Below are 18,653 nucleotides of genomic sequence, written 5' to 3'. Positions count from 1 at the left end.
ACCAGATGAATCACGAACCCCATGTGCATGGTCCCGACTGCGATCACGGTCACGAGCATGACCATCACCACGTCCATGGGCCGCACTGCAATCACAATCACGAGCCGGTGCGCAATCCGCTGAAGGATGTCGGCCGCAATGATCCGTGCCCTTGTGGCAGCCAGAAGAAGTACAAGAAATGCCACGGCGCCTGAAACGCTCATGAGTCTTTCGCTGAGCCTGCTCGTCATCGCGGCGCTGCTGATCGCGGCGTTGGGCGCATATGCGCTGTATCTCTGGCGTCGTGTCTGGCGCAATGAGCGCTTGCAGGCCGAGGCGCGCGCGCAGCAGCAGACGGCACTGGCAGAGGATCTGCGAATTCTTGCCAGTTGCCTGCTGGACGAGCAGTTGCCTCTCATCGAAGGTGCCATCCGCATCAAGGTGTTGCTCGACAATTACGACGCCTCCTTGGGCCAGCATCCGCGTTGCCAGGTTTTCCAGCAGCTGTTCGAGGCGACCGAGCAGGTACCTACCCATGCCGCCTGGAAGGCTCTGGACAAGAGCGAGCGTCGCCGTCACGAGGCGCATTTCAGCGCGCTGGAGCTGCAGCACAAGGCCGAGGCACGGCGCTCTGCCCGTTGGCTGCTCGACGAGGCTCTGCCAAAATCCCGCGACGCGGCCTGATCGATCTTCTCCGGCGCGCATTCTCTAATCTGTTAGCACTGTTTCCTGCCAAGCTCGCACAGGAGTCTCCGATGTCTCTGCGTCTGCCGTTCGTCCTGGTTCGTCTGACGCTGGGGGTCACGCTCGGCCTGGGCGGCTGTCAGGCCTATCTCGACAATCGCTACAGCGCCAGCCTGCCACCTGAGCAGGGCATCCAGCCGCTGACCGGGCTGGCCGGCAGTGCGAGCATCCGGCGCAACTCGCTGGGCATGCCGCTGATCGAAACGTCGACGTTTCACGATGCGCTGTTCGCGATGGGTTATGTGCACGCAACCGATCGCCTGAGCCAGATGGTCAGCCTGCGTCTGATGGCCCAGGGTCGACTGGCCGAAATGGTTGGCCCCGGCGTACTGGAGACCGACCGCTTCATGCGTGCCGTCAACCTGCGGCAGAGTGCTGAACTGCTCTACCGCGAGTCGTCGCCGCGCATGAAGAAATTCTTCGAGGTATACGCCCGTGGCGTGAACGCCTACCTGTATCGCCATCGCGACAGGTTGCCGATGGATCTTGCCGAGTCCGGCTACAGGCCCGATTACTGGAAGCCCGAAGACTCGGTGCTGGTGTTCTGCCTGCTCAACTTCGGGTTGTCGCAGAACCTGCAGGAAGAGGTCGCGGCGTTGCTGTTGGCGCAGAAGATAGGCAGCGACAAGCTGGCCTGGCTGCTGCCGATCTACCCGGACGAGGCGCTGCCGTTCGATGAGGCCGACAAGCTCAAGGGGCTGGCGCTGGCTGGCTCGCTGCCTGGGTTGGTCGCGCTCGAACAGGCCGCACGGCAACTGGCGGCGTTGGGGCCGACCGGCATGGCTGCCTCGAACAACTGGGCCATCGCCGGCAGCAACAGTCGCAACGGCAAGCCGATTCTGGCCAACGATACGCATCTGCCGCTGTCGATGCCCTCGTTCTGGAATTTCGTGCAGATACGCGCGCCGAAATTCCAGGCTGCCGGCGTCACCATCGCCGGGGTGCCCGCGGTGGTGGCGGGCTTCAATGGCAAGCTCGGCTGGGGCATGACCATGGTCATGGGCGACAACCAGGATCTCTATCTCGAGCAGGTGCGCCGTGAAGGCACACGGCTGATGTACCTGGCCGACGGCAAATGGCTGCCGGCCCGCGAGCGGCACGAAACCTATTTCGTCAAAGGCGAGCGGCCGATCCGCGAAACCATCTACGAAACCCGCAACGGCCCGTTGCTGAATACCGCGCTGGGCGAGCGCAAGGTGCCCTTGCAGCCATTGCAGTTGAGCAGCGGTTACGGCCTTGCGCTCAAGACCACGCAGCGGGAGGCCGATCGTACGCTGGACGCGTTCTTCGATCTGTCCCGCGCGCAGTCGGTGGACCAGGCTTTCGAGGCGACCCGCGAAATTCGCGCGACCGCGCTGAACCTGGTGTTCGCCGACCGACAGAGCATCGGCTGGCAGGTCACCGGTCGCTTCCCCAATCGCCGCGAAGGGCTGGGCCTGGTGCCATCGCCCGGCTGGGATAACCGTTATGACTGGGATGGCTTCGCCGACCCGATGCTGCACCCCTATGACCAGGACCCTGTGCAGGGCTGGCTCGGCACCGCCAACCAGCGCAGCGTGCCGCGTGGCTACGGGATGCAGCTGTCCAGTTCCTGGTATGGCCCTGAGCGCTACGAGCGCCTGTCTGAACTGGCCGGACGGGGCCAGCACGACACGCGCAGCACCATCGCCATGCAATATGACCAGGTGACACCGTTCGCCGCCAAGCTGAGGGCGATGCTCGAAGCGCCGGGCATGGCCGGCCCGCTGCGTCAGGCGATCGATGCCTTGCCGGCTGAGGGGCGCGGCAAGGCGCGAGAGGCGCTGGATCGACTGCTGGCGTTCGACGGCAAGCTGGCTGCGGATTCGGCCGATGCCGCGCTGTATGGCGCCTTCCTGCATGAAAGCGCGCGGCAAATCTTCCTCGACGAGTTAGGTCCGCAGGACGCTCCGGCCTGGCGTGCCCTGGTACAGGCCGCCAATACCTCCTACTCGGCCCAGGCCGACCATCTGCTCGGCCGCGAAGACAGCCCGTTCTGGAACGACCAGCGCACCGCGCAGATCGAAGACAAGCCGGCAATCCTGGCGCGCAGCCTCGCGGCTGCCGTGGAACTGCTGGAAAGCCGCCTGGGCAGCGAGCGCAGTGCTTGGCAGTGGGGCAGGCTGCACACCGCCAGCTGGACCTCTGGCGCGACGCAACTGGCGCCGCACATGCCGGCAGGCCAGCGAAGCAAGATCAACGCCCTGGGCGGCTACCTCGATCGCGGCCCCTACGCCCTGGGCGGCGATCACAGCACGTTGAACGCTTCGGCCTACAGTATGGGGGCGGACTTCGATACCTGGTTGATCCCGGCGATGCGCCTCGTCGTCGACTTCAATCGTGACGAGCCCATGATCGGCCTCAACAGTTCGGGCCAGTCTGGCAATCCTGCCAGCCCACACTACGCAGATGGCATCGACGCCTGGATGCAGGCGCAGTACATGAGCTTCCCGTTCAAGGCGGAGAATCTCGCCAAGATCTATGGCGACAAGCGTCTGCTGCTGACGCCAGCCGGTAAGTGAAGGTGCGCCGCGCCGGCTTCACGCCGGATGCGGCGCCGCCGGGGCTACTTCGAGCACGCGGATCACACCCGCTGTCGGGTAGTGCCAGCGCACGTCCACATCCCAGAACTGGACGCCGTAGCGCCGTTCCGGCTCGGGTTTCTGGTAGGCCGGGCGCGGGTCCTGCGCCAGGCACTGTTCAATGAGTTCCAGCAGCGGCTGGCCGAGACGCTGCGCCTCGCGGCGGGCCTGCAGCAACCCGGCTTCCGACCACTGCACCTCGATCGGCCGCGGCGCGTCGGCGGCCATGGTGTTGCGCGCATCCGGCAGCGCATCGGCGTAGGGCACATAGGGTTTGATGTCCAGCACCGGCGTGCCGTCCAGCAGATCGATGCCGGAGATGAACAGCCGACCAGGCTCGACCCGGTCCAGCCTGACCACCGACTGGCCGATGCCGTTCGGCCTGTGCGTCGCGCGGGTGGCGAACACGCCGACCATCCGATTGCCGCCCAGGCGTGGCGGCCGCACCTTGAGCCGTGGAGCGTTCTCCAGCGTCTGATGGAAGAGGAACAGCAGCCATACGTGGCTGACCTGCTCGAGCCCGGCCACGGCCTCGCCGTTGTCGAACGGCGGCAGCAGCTCGAGCACGCCCCGCGCGGCAGGTGCCAGGCTGGGCTGGCGCGGGATGGCGAACTTTTCCTTGAAGCAGGAGCGGACGAAACCTACGGGTGAGACGCTGTGATCCATGGAGCGGGCCTGGTGGTTGTCGTGCGGCTGCGCATTTTACCGCCACGGCTGCGCGTTGTGCGCAGGGTCGGCGCTACAGGAGTTACAGGCCGAGCAGGTTGGCCACGTAGTCGGCGTCCTTGTCGCCGCGGCCGGAAAGGTTGACGAGGATATGCCTGTCCTTGCCCAGCATCGGCGCCGTGCGGATCGCTCAGGCCACGGCATGCGCGCTTTCCAGCGCCGGGATGATGCCTTCCACGCGCGACAGGGTCATGAAGGCGTCGAGGCATTCCTGGTCGGTCGCAGTCTGGTAGTTCACCCGGCCGATGTCCTTGAGATAACTGTGCTGCGGACCGACACCGGGGTAATCCAGGCCGGAGGCGATGGAGTGCACCGCGGACGGGTTGCCCTCGGCATCCTCCAGCACATAGCAGGCCATGCCGTGCAACTCGCCGGGTTTGCCCTTGGACAGCGTGGCCGAGTGGCGGCCTGGCTTGTCCAGGCTTTCGCCCGCCGGCTCGATACCGACGAGCTCGACCGCGGCATCCTCCAGAAAGGCGGTGAACATGCCCATGGCATTGGAGCCGCCGCCGACGCAGGCGACCACATGATCGGGCAGGCGACCGTGCTTGGAGAGAAATTGCTCACGGGCCTCGTTACCGATGATCGACTGGAAATCGCGGACCATTTTCGGGAACGGATGCGGGCCGACCACCGAGCCGATCGCGTAGATGTAGTTGTGCGGGTCCTCCAGGTATTCCTCGAAGGCGCTATCCACCGCTTCCTTGAGCGTTGCGGCGCCGCGGGTGACCGCTACCAGCTTGCAGCCGAGGATCTTCATCTTGGTGACGTTGGGATGCTCCTTCTCGATGTCCACCTGGCCCATGTGAATCTCGCAGGGAATACCCACCAGCGCGCAGGCGGTAGCCAGGGCGACACCGTGCTGCCCGGCACCGGTTTCGGCGATCACCTTCTTCTTGCCCATGAACTTGGCCAGCAACGCCTCGCCCAGGCAGTGATTGATCTTGTGCGCGCCGGTGTGGTTCAGGTCTTCGCGCTTCAGATGAATCTGCGCACCGCCGAGCTGCTCGGACAGACGCCGCGCATGGAAGATCGGGCTTGGCCGCCCCACATAGTCGGCGAACAGCGACGCCAGCTCCTGCCGGAAGTCTTCGCGCTGGCGGATTTCCTCGTAGGCGAGATTGATCTCGTCCATGGCCTGCTTGAGGTGCGGCGGCACCAGCTGGCCGCCATAGGGGCCGAAGTATCCGTTGACGTCGGGCATGGCGCTGAAGCGAGGGTCGGAGGACATGGCTTTCATCTCTGCGAATAGGTGGGCTGGCGCGGCTGCGCGCAGATGTGATCATAACCAGCGCACTCGGCGCGGGAAACGCGCCGGAAATTCGGTCGCAGATGGGGCGCCGATCGCATCCGCAGTCACATCGTTGCCGCACTGCATGGCCAGCGACTACGGTGCCGCAAACGTCGGCTGAAGAACCTCATGGCGCTGAAACGAGAACGCCCCGCGGGTGCGGGGCGTCTTCGTGTTGCGACAGGGCTCAGATCACTTCGGCCCAGAGGTCGTACTCGTCGGCGTGGGTGACGCGCACGCGGACCTTGTCGCCCGGCTGCAGCGGCTGTTCGCTGTCGATGTAAACCATGCCGTCGATCTCCGGGGCATCGGCCCAGGAGCGGCCGATGGCGCCGTCTTCGTCCACTTCGTCGATGAGCACTTCCATCTCGCGACCGACCTTAAGCTGCAATCGCGCGGCGCTGATGGCCTGCTGGTGCGCCATGAAGCGGTCCCAGCGATCCTGCTTGATCTCGTCAGGCACCGGCTCCAGGCCCATCACCTCGGCCGGTGCGCCGTCCACCGGTGAGTACTGGAAGCAGCCGACGCGGTCGAGCTGGGCTTCGGTCAGCCAGTCGAGCAGGTACTGGAAGTCCTCTTCGGTCTCGCCGGGGAAGCCGACGATGAAGGTCGAGCGAATGGTCAGCTCGGGGCAGATCTCGCGCCACTTCCTGATGCGCGCGAGGGTCTTGTCTTCGAAGGCCGGGCGCTTCATGGCCTTGAGCACCTTCGGGCTGGCGTGCTGGAAGGGGATGTCCAGGTACGGCAGGATCTTGCCGGCGGCCATCAGCGGGATCACGTCGTCGACGTTGGGGTAGGGGTAGACGTAGTGCAGGCGCACCCAGACGCCCATCCTGCCCAGCTCCTCGCACAGCTCGAGCATGCGCGTCTTGACCGGCTGGCCGTTCCAGAAATCCAGCTTGTACTTGAGGTCGACGCCATAGGCGCTGGTGTCCTGGCTGATCACCAGGACTTCCTTGACGCCGGCCTTGACCAGGCGCTCGGCTTCGCTGAGCACATCGCCGACCGGACGACTGACCAGCTTGCCGCGCATGGACGGAATGATGCAGAAGCTGCAGCTGTGGTTGCAGCCTTCGGAAATCTTCAGGTACGCGTAGTGGCGCGGGGTGAGCTTGATGCCCTGCGGTGGCACCAGGTCGACGAAGGGGTCGTGCTCGATGTTCGGCGGCACCACTTCATGCACTGCGTTGACCACCTGCTCGTACTGCTGTGGGCCGGTGACCGCCAGCACGCTGGGGTGCACGCCGCGGATGTTGTTCTCGTCCACGCCCATGCAGCCGGTGACGATCACCTTGCCGTTCTCGGCGATCGCCTCACCGATGGCGTCCAGCGACTCGGCCTTGGCGCTGTCGATGAAGCCGCAGGTGTTGACCACCACCACATCGGCATCCTCATAGGACGGCACGATCTGGTAGCCCTCCATGCGCAGCTGGGTAAGGATGCGTTCAGAGTCGACCGTTGCCTTGGGGCAACCCAGGCTGACGAACCCGACTGTTGGCGTTTTGCTCATCGACTTTGAACCTCGAAAACCGCGCATTAAAAAGGCGCGCGAGTATACAGAGCTGAGCATTTTTTAGCCATGCCGACTGTGCCACAGTACATCCGCTCAGCGGTTCGCCATGGCCGCGGCCGAGGCTCCCGGTGGGCGGCTTCGCGGCAGGTACCGCTTGAGCGCCAGCGCGGGCGACTCGACCAGATGCCAGGACAGCACGGCGGCAGCCAGGCTGGCGATGAAGCCCAGCAGCATGAATGGAACCAGCGGCAGCTGGCCGTCGGTCCAGTGCATGATCAGCTGCTGGATCGGGAAGCTGTAGATATACAGGCCGTAGGAGAAATCACCGGCCCTGCCGAATCGCGCCAGCCGAGGGATCGGCAGTTGTGCGAGGTACAGCGTCAGGTAGGGCAGGGTCAGTACGTGCACCAGTTCCCAGTAGTCGCTCCGGGCACTGAGCAGATTGGCGCCGACCAGCAGAGCAGCCAGCATCCAGTTCCAGTGCACGCTCTGCCGGTACAGGTACAGGGCCATTCCTGCATAGAAGAACATCCCCAGCCGCGAGATCTTGCGCAGCAGATCGCTCGGTATTTCAAGCAGCGGCATCAACTGAAAATGTATGCCCATCAGCAGGACGAGGCCGATCAACGCCGTGCTGCGGCCGAGCACCTTGAGCAGGCCCAGCGTCAGCACCGTGGCATACATCAGCACTTCGTAAGGCAGTGTCCACAAGGAACCGTTGACGGTATGGGCAAACGGATTGGAGACGAAGACGCCTGGCAGATGGAATTCGGTGATCAGCGCGGCGTTGGCCAGGTAGGCGAGGATGCCCGGCGCGGCGAAGTAGTCGCCCAGCGGCAGTGTGGTCGCCAGGGGACCGACCAGCAGCACCACCAATAGCACCGAGACGATGAGCGCGGGGAAGATGCGCAAGGCCCGCTTGGCGGCGAAGTCCAGCACGCTGCGGCTGTTCAGCCAGGAGGCCGCGATCAGGAAGCCGCTCATTACGAAGAACACGTGCACGGCAATATCTGCCGAATCGTAGCTGCCGCTGAACAGGCGCAGGGGCTCCCGCTCCGCCTGGCCGGACAGCCCGTAGCTATGGCCGAACACCACCAGCGCGGCCGCGAAAAAGCGCAGGAAATCGAAGTTGTTGTCCCGTGGCGCGGTCGATGGCGCGTGCATTGAAACCTCCTTGGAGCAGTTAGCGCAGCGGAAAAGCCGGGCTCATTCCCAGCGTGCGGCTTTCGCCGTCGCGGATGGCCTGCTCGATCAGCTGCAGCCGTTGCGGCGCACCCCGCCGCTTGGCGATATGCCGTAGCAGCCCGAGGAAGATCCGCCGGTTCAACCGGTACAGCCAGGGCGTGGCCGCCCAGACGTAGGTGTCGAACCACGCCTGATTGCGTGCGGTGTAGTACGCGCGGAAGTCCGAATCACCCAGCAGGAAAGTTTCGTAGATGTTGCGGGTATGGGCCTTGATGTTCCAGGACAGCTCCAGTTCGTCTATCAGTGCATTGGTTACCAGGCGCAGTCGGCCACCGTTCGAGGTGATGCGCCGGGTGTATTCGGTGTCATCGGCGTAGAGCACCAGTTCACGCAAGGGCACGCCGATGGACTGATACAGGCTGCGGTGGGCAAGCATGCCGCCGTACGGTGCGAACGGCAGGTCGAGCGTGCGCGGAGGAGTGCCTTTCGGCCGCCCCCATGGCAGACGACGCCAGACCTTGTATGGCAGGTGCGCCACGTGAAAGCCGAAGTAGCTGGAGCGCGGCTGGATGGCGAAGCGGCTCGGTACGCCACGCGCGATATCTTCCTGCTGACTGGCGCGGAAGCCCAGCACGGCGGCGCGATCCAGACCGACCTCGTGACCGAGCTGGGCCAGCTCCTCGTGCAGCAGCCGCACCGCGGCGGCGGTTGGAGCATTGTCGTCGTCCATCATCCAGATGTACTGCGCGCCTTCGCCGATTGCCGCGTCCAGCCCGACCGCGTAACCGTTGGCCGAACCGGTGTTGTGCTCAAGGTGGATGATCCGCACCTGACCGGGCCAGCGACTGGACAGTTGCTCGAGCGGCGCACTGGAGGCATTGCTGATCACCAGTACACGAGTGATCTGCTCGAAGCAGAAGGCCTGCTCGATCAGGCGGCGCAGGTAGACCATGCGGTTTCCGTAGGTCACCGTCACGATGGTGGTCTGCTTCATGGGGGAGTCAAGGAACAGCTCGGCTGGCATCACATCCGGGCTGCGGGATTCGATCCGTGCTGGACTCGTCATGGCGTCATCCTCAGCCTTGTTCGGAAGCGGTCAGAGAAGTGTCGCAGGCACATGGCTCGGGTATGGCCTGTTCCTCGTCGGGACTGAACAGCGCGTGAAATATTCGGATGAAACCGCCCTCGTCTGGCGCGCCGCTGGCGTCCCGGACGGGTATGAGTTCCGTGTAGGAATAGCCGTCCGCCAGAACCAGTGGCGTTCTGGATGTTGTTTCTGTGCTCATGTGTAGCTCCTGAAGGAACGGGCGCTGCGGGCCCCTGTATCAGAATGAATAGCGCCTGTTGCTGGCTGGCCGGTATGGGGGCGAGTCCGAGGCTGGTTCGGCGAAACGACGACCCTGTGCGCCCGGCAGCAGGCTGATGCGGTGGTCGCTGGCGGCCTTGCTGCAGGGCGCTGTGCCATCGGTCGGTGATGAGCTGTAGGCGATCATGCTGGGTGCGCTGGACGGATCGCACCCGGCGGCGTGAGGGCTCGACGACTGCGGCTGTGTCGACTCGGCAGGTAGCGCTTCGGCCAGCACCGCAGCGCTGCTCGATTCGCTCGTCAGTACAAGGGCGAAGCCGAGGGCGCAGGTGGCCCTCAACCATTGCTTTACTGTGTTCATCCTTGAAACCTCGTAAAATGTTATGGGTGTGTCTCAGGCTTGCTTGATCGGAACCACTGTGGCCGGGTAGATCGGCGTGCTGGGGACCTGCGCGGGCGCGAAGTCCTGGCCATCGCAGAGCCTCGCTTCCCTGAGCCGCGCTTCGACGAAGGCACTGATTTGTTGCTCGAAGCGCTCGCTGGAAAAGCGTTCGGCGTTGCGCCGGCAATTCGCGGCGCTGATGCGGGAGCGGTGGGTTTCGAATTCGGCGATGGCGGCGATGATCGAGTCGGTGGTCTGTTGCGGATAGAACACGCCCGTCGGATCAGGTTGATCGAGCCCGCGTACGGTTTCCAGTACGCCACCGCGACCGTAGGCGACCACTGGCGTGCCGCACGCCTGGGCCTCGATCGGCGCGATGCCGAAGTCTTCCTCGGCGGCGAACACGAAGGCTCTGGCGCGCTGCATGTGCTGCAGCAGCACGGCGAAGCTTTGGTAGCCGAGCAGGCTGACATTGGGGCCGGCTGCTTCGCGCGCCCTGTCCATCTCAGGACCGGTGCCGATCACGATCAGGCGCTTGTCCGGCATTGCCGAGAACGCCTCGATGATCAGCGGAATCTTTTTGTACGGCACCATGCGCGAGGCTGTCAGATAGAAGTCTTCCTTGGGCTCGTGCAGGGTGAACTGGCGTGTATCGACCGGCGGGTAGATCACCGTGGACTGGCGCCGGTAGCTCTTGTTGATACGTCGCCCGATGAAGAACGAGTTGGCGATGAACTCGTCGACGCCGCTGGCCGTGCGCTGGTCCCACAAGCGCATGTAATGCAGCAGCATGCGCGCCAGTTTGGCCTTGATGCCGCGCTCCAGGCTGGCTTCGTGCAGGTATTGGTGCTGCAGGTCCCAGGCGTAGCGGATGGGCGAATGTACGTAGCTGATATGCAGCTGGTTGGGACCGGTCAGAACGCCCTTGGCCACGGCATGGCTGCTGGAAATGATCAGGTCATAGGAGGACATGTCCAGTTGTTCGATGGCCAGTGGCATGAGCGGAAGGTACTTCTGATAGTGCGTGCGTGCCTTGGGCAATTGCTGGATGAAGGTCGTGATGGCGCGCTTGCCGCCGAGGTGGGCGCGGTCTTCATCGGAAAGGAAATCGATGACGGCGAACAGATCGGCGTCCGGCCAGACGGCGCAGAGCCCGGCGAGCACGCGCTCGGCACCGGCGTACGTCACCAACCAGTCGTGAACGATGGCAACTTTCATGAAATGACTTCCTTGATCGAAAAGAGGAGCGACGGAGGACGCCTTGCAGGCGCAGGCGGTGTATTCAGCGGGAGTGCAGGCGTGCCAGCGGCAACAGGCCGCATTGCCCGGTCAGGCGCTTGCCGGCGTGCGCCAGTGGTTGTTCGAGCAGCAACCGGCAGAGCATGGCGGCGCCCAGCGCCAGTACCAGGCCAAGTGCCGCGCCAGTCAGATCGGCGGCTGCAGCGCTGAGGGCGATACTCTGCATCAGCATGTTTGCCAGCTGTCGCATCGCCGGCAGCAGCAGATAGAGGCCATAGCCGAGATTGCCCAGCCAGAGCAGCAACGGCGTGCGCAATGGCAGGCGGCCGGTGAGCAGCACGAAGGCGGCGAGCGCCACGGCATAGGTGAGCAGGTCGCGTAGCCAGGACGCTTCGCCGCGCGACCAGCCGACGATGAAGATGACCGGCAACACCAGCCCATACGCGCGCAGCGTATAGCGTGCGTACTCCCGTGCCCGGCGCCGCGCATAGCTGCTCTGCTCATGCTGTGCCTCGTGCCACAGCGAGGCGAAGAACATCAGCGACAACACCAGCGGCAGCGTGACCGGCAATGCTTCGTTCAGCAGTTGCCGGGCCATTGCCAGCAGCAGTGCCCCGGCCAGCAGTAGCAGGGCACAGCCGGTCCGGAGGCTGACGCTCTGCAACAGGCCGAGCTGGTGCAGCAATAGGCAAAGGCCGTAGAACATCAGGATCGGCGGCATCGCGCCATACGCACCGGCCACTTCGAACGGGATTGCCGCGGTGGGTGCCTGCACACCCGGCAGCCACGCCGGCGCGTCTGGCAGCAGCATCAGCGTCAGCACGGCGGCCAGCAAATAGGTTGGCACCAGGCGCAGCAGGCGTCGAACGATGAAACCGCGCCCGCCGTCCGTGCTGGCATGCAGGCTGGCCGGCACCACGAAGCCGCAGCCGAGCAGGAACCAGAGTATCGCCAGCAGCCAGAGATCGAGGCCGTAGTCGGTTGGCGGGCCGTCGCCGGCCAGCGGCACCAGCAGGGTCTGGACGAGCAAAAGTACTGCCGCGCTGCCACGTAGCGCGTCGACATGTGCCAGCCGTTCCATGGTCTGCCTCGCTTGATGGATTGAAAGGAAGATGCATTGCCGGCGAAGGCCGGTGGCACCGGGGGTCTATGTTTCGGCGCGGCCGTGAATGAAACGTCGGCAGCCCCTAGCGGCGATCGGATGACCAGGCGATCACCGGCGGCGGGCCGCTCTTGCCCATCAGGGCCTGGTCGATGAGCTGCGACACGATGTGTGCCGAGCGCTTCCAGGAATAGCGCTCGACATTGCCCAGGCCCAGGGTGCGCAGGTCATCGCGCAGGCGCGCATCCTGCAGTACGTGACGCATGCAACGGGCCATATCCTCGACGCTCAGTGGCTCGAAATAGAGCACGCTTTCGCCCAGTACCTCGGGGATCGATGCCGCCCGGGCAGCGATCACCGGGCAGCCGCAGGCCTGGGCTTCCAGCGGCGGAATGCCGAAGCCTTCGTACAGCGACGGGAACACGAAGGCCATGGCGCCCTGGTATTCGCGTACCAGTTGTTCATCGTCTATCCGGCCGAGCAGGCGCACCCGGTGGTCGCTGTCGGTGCTGTTCTGGGCGCCGGAGAAGACCGAGTGCGAATCGCCGACGATGTGCAGTTCGACGTCGTCGAACCCTTCGAGGCTGAGAAAGGCCGCGACCATCCGGGCGAAGTTCTTGTGCGCATTCGGCGAGGAAACCGCCAGCAGATAGGGCTTGCCTCCGTTCCCGGATTCGCCCCGGGCGCGCGGGCGAAAGGTGGTCGCCACGGCGTTCGGTACCACGCAGATCCTCTCGCTCGGATAACCGTAGTAACGGGCGATTTCCTTGCGCGAAAAGTCGCTGACCGTAATCAGTGCCTTGATGCGCCTGAGCAGCAGTGGCGTCAGCCCCTTGTAGAAGCCGCGAAAGGCCCGCGAATAGCTTTCCGGGTGGCGAACATAGGTGATGTCATGGTGCGCCGCGATCTGGTTGCTGTAGATCAGTGGTGCGGTGTTGCACAGCGACACCAGCGGCGGATGCCCGTTGCGCGCCAGCCACAGCGGCAGGTCCAACTGCTCCCATAGCTGGCCGTGGTTGCGGCCGATGCAACGCACCTGCAGGCGCTCGGCGCTGGCGTGCATGCGTATGTCGCTTGGGGCGACGAACGTCAGGTCGTTGCGCGTCGCTCCGAGCTCCAGGCATACCTGCTCGGCGAAACGCTGGACGCCGCGGGTTTCCTGGGTCAGGAAACGTGCGTTGATGACGATCATTCAGGACTCTCCTTGCGGGTTGGTGCTTTTTCAACTGAAGAGGTGTGCTCTGCCAGCCGATGAGGGGCAGGCGCAGGGCCGGTGACACCTGCATTCGGCGGTATGGGCAGGCATTCGGCGTGCCGCCTCGATGCTTCGCACCGGCTGGTGCATTTGTTCACTGTTCGGCGGGAACGGCTCGCATGCTGATGATTTTCGGAAACCCGTCGAGCCTCACCGTGGCGCTGCAGGCGGTGTCCTTGGGCGGGCATTTCCACGCGGTACGTGTGGCCATCCGGCCATGCTGCGGCTGCGCGGTATCGATCATCGCCACGCGCCCGGTGATGCCTTCGTCGTTTTCGTTGCCGCGCAGCTCGACGGAGCGGGGCTTGCCGCTGCTCCAGGCCACCAGCAATTCATCTTCACCGCGAGCGAAGCGCAGTATCACCACGTCGTCATCGGTATCCTCCAGGCGGCCCTGGTACGCGTACTGGCTGACGATCTCGCTGATCGCCGCCAGCACGGCATAGGCAGGCTTGGGCGTGAAGTCCTGACGCACCAGGCCGAAGTTGTGCTCGCGTTCGGTCTTGTCGGTGCCATCGTTGCGGAAGTCGTACCACCACATGCCCTTGATACTGGGCAGCGTACGGGCGAGGAAAAAGGCGCGGGCCAGGTAGGCGGCCTGCAGGGTTTCGTCGATGCCGCATGCACCCTGGTGCGATGGCCAGGCCATCTCGGTGAGGTAGAGCGGTACCGGGCGACCCGCGGCGCGGGTCAGGTCCTTGTCGACTTCGGTCATCCACTCGATCCAGGCTTCCGGAGTGTTGCGGCGCCAGCCCCGGCAATGCACGTAGGGGTGCAGGGACAGGCCGTCCACCGATTGCATCAGACCGTTTTCCAGCAGGCGCAGGGCAAAGCCCGATTCGATTCCCTGGCTGGTCACGGCACCGGCGAGCACCTTCGCATCGGGCTCGCGTTGGCGAACGATCCCTGCCGCGTCGGCGATCAGCCGGGTGTAATCCAGGGTGAACTGCGGATCGCGCGGGTCTTCCACGTCCCATTCGTTCCAGACTTCGTAGTACGCCACCTGGCCCTCGAGGGCTTCGGCGACGAAGTCGACATAGCGGTTGAACGCTGCCCTGACCGGCTCGCTTCTCGGCTTTTCGCCGCCACCGTAATGCACGTTGCCGTAGCCGAGGATGAACTGGGTGGAGAGGCCATGCGCGGCGGTCTGCTTCAGGTAGTGGTGCCAGGAGGGCTCGATCTTCAGCTTGCCTGGTTGGCGCTCGACATAGGCCCAGTGGGCATCGGTGCGAACCGACGTGATCCCGGCGTCGCGCATCATCGCGTAGGCGCGGCCGCTGGGATCGCCCTTGTGCAGCTCATGGGCGCAAACGCCGACGACAAAGGGTTCCTCCGTAGTTTGCGCCGGGCCTTGCAGGGAGTAGCCAAGCAGGCCGCCCAGCAATAGGCCGTTGAGCAGGGAAGTGCGCATCGTCATAGGATCATCCGTGAGTGGCGGGCTCAGATCAGGCGTTGCAGTTCAGGAAGCCGCTGGGCGGCGAGGTTGTTGATCGGCGCTCGCGCCGGTGTCAGTACGTGGGAGATGGCCAGACCGAGGAACAGGCTGGCGATGGGCACTTCCAGCACGTCGGTCGCCCAGGCGACGAGGCAGATGCAGAAGACGATCGGCAGCAGCGCGTTGCGCAGCCTCGGCCCGCGTTCGTGCAGACGCAGCATGAGCGGGAAACTCAGCAGATAGAGCAGCACACCGGACACGCCGAGCATCCCCCACAGGTAAAGCGCGGTGTTGTCGGCAATGCTCAGCAGCTCCAGGCCCGCCAGCGGATAGACCTGGCTGGCGCTGCCCACTACGCCGAAGCCTGCTCCCCACCAGCCCCAGTTCTCTCGCGCTATCACCTCGATGAAATTCGGCCAGCTGTTGATCAGCCGGTCGGCGAAGGACGCCAGCAGGGTCCCGTTGTTGGCGGCGTTGGGGTCCAGGCTCAGCACCAGGCTGGCCATCGGCAACGCCAGCCCCATCAGCACCGCGATGAGGAAAGCCGTTGCGCTGGCGAAGCGGTAGGCGGTGACAATCAGCATCAGCAGGGTCAGCACGTAAGCTGCCGCCGTTGACTTGTTGGTGGTCAGCACGATGCCGAGCAGTGCGGCCATGTAGAGCATCAGCCTGAGTACACGGGAGCTGGTGAAGGCTGCGACGAACAGGCTGTAGATCGCGATCATCACCGAAAGCGCCGTGGACATCCTGGCGAAACCGCCGATGCGGTCGATGTCGTCGAAAGCCCAGGACCGGTTGGCGCTCAATTCCACCTCGCCGACCATATAGCTGTAGCCCTTCCACGGCACGCTGGTGAGCATGTCGAGGGCGATACCGACGAAGCTGGCGATCAGGCAGAAGCCGACGATTCGCCGCAGCAGTCCCAGGCGCAGTTCCAGATGGCGACCACAGATCAGCCCGAACAGCAGCGGAATGTAGATGAACAGGCTGAAGCCGATGTTATGCAGCTCCGCTCCATGCAGCAGCGCCAGTTGGCCCGAGGTGATCAGCCCGAGCAGCACCAGCCAGAACAGGGGCCAGCCACGGTAGCGCAGCAGTTCCAGGCCCAGGGCTGCCAGGCAGGCGACCTTGGGCAGGTAAAGCAGCCAGGTGATCCCGGCCATGTCGAAGTAATAGCGCAAGGCACCGGAGAAGGTTTCAGTCAGCAGCAGCGAGGCGACGACGAGTGTCAACAATGTCGGCTTGTCGAAGGCCAGCGGATTCGAGTCGCGCGGCCGCGGAGTGATCAGCAGGCTCTGGTTCATGGTGGATTCTCGTTCCCTGAAGCGTCTCGTGCAGGATGGACTGGTAGCGGTCCAGCATGCGTTCCATATCCAGCAGCGGCAGCACGCTGGCGCGGGCCTGGCTGGCCAGCCGCTGGCGCAGGTCGGCGTCGATGTAGAGCCAGAGCATGGCGATGCCGAGCGAATCCGGATCGTCGGGCGAGCAGAGCAGGCCGTTTTGCTCGTCGCGGATGATCTCCGGCAGCCCGCCCATGTTGCTGGCAATGACCGGCAGGTTGTTGGCGCAGCCTTCGACGGCCACCAGGCCGAATGGCTCGGCCCATAGCGAGGGCACTACCAGTACATCGATGCTCTGCATGAACGCGTCGGTGTCGCAGTAGCCGAGGAAGCTGACTTTGGCCGGGTCGGCCATGGCTTTCAGCCGGGCCTCGTCATCCAGCTTGCCGCGCCCGGCGATATCCAGGCGGGCATCGATCTCCAGGCGCTGGAACTGCTGGATCAGCCAGCCGACACCCTTGTTCTCCGAGAGCGTGCCGATGTAGCCGAAGCGCAGAGGGACATTGCTGCGCTGCTTCGGCTTGCGGCCCTGTCCGGGGTTGGCCGGCGTGCAGTTGTGCACCACATGCTGGCGGGCGCGGCTGAAATAGCCCTGCGCGGTGATGCGCTCGAGCACGAAGCGACTGACGCCGATGACGGTTGCCACCTGTGCCGAGGCGGCTGCATGGCCGAGACGGAACACCGAGCACAGGCCGCACTGGCGCTGGCAGCTCTTGCCGTGGTTGAACATGGTGTCCTTCGGGCAGAGCAGATACAGGTCGTGCAGTACCTGCACGATGGGCAGTCCTGCGGCGCTTATTTCGTCCCAGGCCGAGATCGACCAGCCGGTGAGGTTGTTGCTGACGACGATGTCGGGCTGCTCGCGACCGATTACTTCGCGTACGTAGCGGCGCATCGCGCTGTTGTAACGGTCGCGGTAGTGCCAGCCGAGCCGGGCATGGCGGCTGGGGCGCTGCTGCGTGTAATGCCAGTAGCTGTTGATCAGCCCGGCGCGGTAGACGCGTACATCGTCCTGGATCTGCAGCTGCAGGCCGGCATCCGGACCGGTGGCCAATACGGCCACCTCACATCCACGCCGCCGCAACCCTTCGGCCAGGTGGCGCAGAATGACTTCCGCGCCGCCGCCGACATGCGGCGCGTAGAACGCATTGAGGAATAGGATCTTCATCGTTTGGCTCGCTGTTTGAACTGTCGGCCCGAGCGGTTGCCCCTTCGGGAACCCGCCTGATCTCAGGCATGGCAATGGAGATAGCGGGTGGGAACCCGGACCTTCTGTTCGCGCTGCAGCAGGTTGAGCAGGATGATCGAGCGCTCCTCGCCGTCGCTGCTGACGAAGATGGCTTCGATGTCGCTGAAGCCGCCGCCGCTGACCTGGACCCGCTCGCCCGGCCTGAATGTCGCAGCCGGTGCACGCTCGGCCATGGCCAGGCGCTGGCGCAACTGCTCGATCAGCTCATCGCGTACCGGTGTCGGCTGCCCGCCAAAAGTCACCACACGGCTCACGCCACGGGTCGAGCGGATCGGATACCAGTTGTCGTGGATGTGATCGAGGCGAATGAACAGGTAGCCGGGGAACAGCGCTTCGCCTGGTCTGGCATTTTGCGAGCCGAGTGCGGGCGAGGGCGCCTTGAGCGGGCGGTAACATTCGAAGTGCTGGCGCAGCAGGTGTTCTTCGGCCCGCGCTTCCTGCCTGGGTTTGGTCTGGATCAGGTACCAGTGTGCGGTGTCGCTCGGTGTCATGAGGAAATCCTTGCCAGTTGGTCTGTCCGTATCCCGGTGAACAGCAATCATCATGCCGGTATCAGTGTCGCCAGTTTCTCGTGGCCTTCCACCACGCTGAAGCGTTGCAGCAGTTCCTTGAGCTGTTCGCGGCTGTTGAACATCAGAACGTCGATGATCGACAGCGATGGCACGAACGGATGCTTGAACTGTGGGTAGGTGATGTCGTCCATGCGCAGAAAGCGCAGCAGCAGGCCATCGGCGCGGAAGCGGGCCGGGCAGTACAGTTCCATGCCGCCGATGGGGTTCAGATACAGTTCGCCATCCATGCGATGGGTGATCTGGATGACGCGGTCCTGCATCTCCATCTTCTCCGGAAAGCCGAGGCTGGAGGCGCGATAGATCGGTGTGCGAATGTCCAGGAAGGCACACAGGCGGCGCAGCGAATGCTCGGTGAAGGATGCCAGGTTGCGGTCAGGGAACTGCAGGATGTTCTGAATCAGCGGCAGCACGGAGTCACGCTGCGGTGCCTTGGCGTAGCAACGCTCGAGGGTCTTCAGCAGCGCCTCGGCTTCCCGTTCGAAATCGTCGCAGAGCCAGCGCTGGTCGATGCGCTCGGTCAGGTGACCCTTCTTCAGCGGGAAGCTGATGAGCTTCGGCTGGCCATTGACCAGGATCCGGTTGCGGTTCATCCATGAGCCCTTCACGTACTGGAGGTCATCGCCCAGCACGAATACATCGCTGAGGGCGATCAGTTGAAAGTAGCCCAGGTATGGAAAAAGGTAGGGCTGCATCATCGAGACGGTTCTGAGCATGGTGCACCTCCTTGGCTGGCGG

At 64.2% G+C, this 18,653-nt stretch carries 17 protein-coding genes and 1 pseudogene; 3 read left to right on the top strand and 15 right to left on the bottom strand.

Annotation, left to right across the window (positions count from 1 at the left end; genetic code table 11):
* Positions 1–5: 5 nt before the first annotated feature.
* The 3 genes from B597_RS46570 to B597_RS40180 all read left to right on the top strand — a co-directional run bounded on the left by B597_RS46570 (position 6) and on the right by B597_RS40180 (position 3,263).
* The gene (locus tag B597_RS46570) at positions 6–194 is read left to right on the top strand and encodes an SEC-C metal-binding domain-containing protein (RefSeq protein ID WP_003297039.1); all 189 of its coding nucleotides are present in this window, start codon (positions 6–8) and stop codon (positions 192–194) included.
* Between the two features lie 7 nt (positions 195–201).
* The gene (locus B597_RS40185) at positions 202–663 is read left to right on the top strand and encodes a DUF2489 domain-containing protein (RefSeq protein ID WP_003297038.1); all 462 of its coding nucleotides are present in this window, start codon (positions 202–204) and stop codon (positions 661–663) included.
* A 71-nt stretch (positions 664–734) separates the two neighbouring features.
* Positions 735–3,263 carry a penicillin acylase family protein gene (locus B597_RS40180; RefSeq protein ID WP_003297036.1) on the top strand — a complete coding sequence of 843 codons (2,529 nt, stop codon included), beginning with the start codon at positions 735–737 and terminating at the stop codon, positions 3,261–3,263.
* An 18-nt stretch (positions 3,264–3,281) separates the two neighbouring features.
* Here the strand turns inward: B597_RS40180 and tsaA are convergent, their stop codons facing one another.
* The 15 genes and pseudogenes from tsaA to B597_RS40105 all read right to left on the bottom strand — a co-directional run bounded on the left by tsaA (position 3,282) and on the right by B597_RS40105 (position 18,631).
* Positions 3,282–3,989, bottom strand: a complete 708-nt coding sequence (tsaA, locus tag B597_RS40175; protein ID WP_003297034.1) for a tRNA (N6-threonylcarbamoyladenosine(37)-N6)-methyltransferase TrmO — start codon at positions 3,987–3,989, stop codon at positions 3,282–3,284.
* A gap of 82 nt (positions 3,990–4,071) precedes the next feature.
* Positions 4,072–5,280: pseudogene (trpB, locus tag B597_RS40170) on the bottom strand (tryptophan synthase subunit beta).
* 247 nt (positions 5,281–5,527) lie between these two features.
* Complete coding sequence (gene rimO / locus B597_RS40165; RefSeq protein WP_003297029.1) at positions 5,528–6,850, bottom strand: 30S ribosomal protein S12 methylthiotransferase RimO; 1,323 nt, start codon at positions 6,848–6,850, stop codon at positions 5,528–5,530.
* Between the two features lie 96 nt (positions 6,851–6,946).
* Positions 6,947–8,017: an acyltransferase family protein gene (locus B597_RS40160; protein WP_003297027.1), complete on the bottom strand. Its 1,071-nt coding sequence runs from the start codon at positions 8,015–8,017 to the stop codon at positions 6,947–6,949.
* Between the two features lie 19 nt (positions 8,018–8,036).
* Entirely contained in the window at positions 8,037–9,104 is a 1,068-nt protein-coding gene (locus B597_RS40155; RefSeq protein ID WP_024162369.1) for a glycosyltransferase, read from the bottom strand.
* Positions 9,105–9,114: 10 nt separating this feature from the next.
* Entirely contained in the window at positions 9,115–9,324 is a 210-nt protein-coding gene (locus B597_RS40150; RefSeq protein WP_003297026.1) for a hypothetical protein, read from the bottom strand.
* 39 nt (positions 9,325–9,363) lie between these two features.
* Positions 9,364–9,705 (bottom strand): hypothetical protein, encoded by a 342-nt coding sequence (locus tag B597_RS40145; protein WP_024162368.1) that lies wholly within the window; start codon positions 9,703–9,705, stop codon positions 9,364–9,366.
* A 33-nt stretch (positions 9,706–9,738) separates the two neighbouring features.
* Positions 9,739–10,944 (bottom strand): glycosyltransferase family 4 protein, encoded by a 1,206-nt coding sequence (locus B597_RS40140; RefSeq protein WP_003297024.1) that lies wholly within the window; start codon positions 10,942–10,944, stop codon positions 9,739–9,741.
* Between the two features lie 64 nt (positions 10,945–11,008).
* Positions 11,009–12,046, bottom strand: a complete 1,038-nt coding sequence (locus B597_RS40135; RefSeq protein ID WP_003297023.1) for a hypothetical protein — start codon at positions 12,044–12,046, stop codon at positions 11,009–11,011.
* 106 nt (positions 12,047–12,152) lie between these two features.
* Complete coding sequence (locus B597_RS40130; RefSeq protein WP_003297022.1) at positions 12,153–13,259, bottom strand: glycosyltransferase family 4 protein; 1,107 nt, start codon at positions 13,257–13,259, stop codon at positions 12,153–12,155.
* Between the two features lie 157 nt (positions 13,260–13,416).
* The gene (locus B597_RS40125; protein ID WP_003297021.1) at positions 13,417–14,739 is read right to left on the bottom strand and encodes a hypothetical protein; all 1,323 of its coding nucleotides are present in this window, start codon (positions 14,737–14,739) and stop codon (positions 13,417–13,419) included.
* A gap of 23 nt (positions 14,740–14,762) precedes the next feature.
* Positions 14,763–16,061 carry a hypothetical protein gene (locus tag B597_RS40120; RefSeq protein WP_003297019.1) on the bottom strand — a complete coding sequence of 433 codons (1,299 nt, stop codon included), beginning with the start codon at positions 16,059–16,061 and terminating at the stop codon, positions 14,763–14,765.
* Positions 15,955–17,265, bottom strand: a complete 1,311-nt coding sequence (locus B597_RS40115; protein WP_003297018.1) for a glycosyltransferase family 4 protein — start codon at positions 17,263–17,265, stop codon at positions 15,955–15,957. The genes B597_RS40120 and B597_RS40115 overlap by 107 nt, the downstream gene beginning before the upstream one ends.
* Positions 17,266–17,327: 62 nt before the next feature.
* A complete protein-coding gene (gene rfaH / locus B597_RS40110; protein WP_003297017.1) occupies positions 17,328–17,837 on the bottom strand; it encodes a transcription/translation regulatory transformer protein RfaH in 510 nt (169 codons plus the stop codon).
* A gap of 50 nt (positions 17,838–17,887) precedes the next feature.
* Entirely contained in the window at positions 17,888–18,631 is a 744-nt protein-coding gene (locus tag B597_RS40105; RefSeq protein ID WP_003297016.1) for a WbqC family protein, read from the bottom strand.
* Positions 18,632–18,653 lie beyond the last annotated feature (22 nt).

This window comes from Stutzerimonas stutzeri KOS6 (genome assembly GCF_000307775.2).
Taxonomy (GTDB): Bacteria; Pseudomonadota; Gammaproteobacteria; order Pseudomonadales; family Pseudomonadaceae; genus Stutzerimonas; species Stutzerimonas stutzeri_B.
This window is presented reverse-complemented; position numbering and strand designations above follow the sequence as displayed.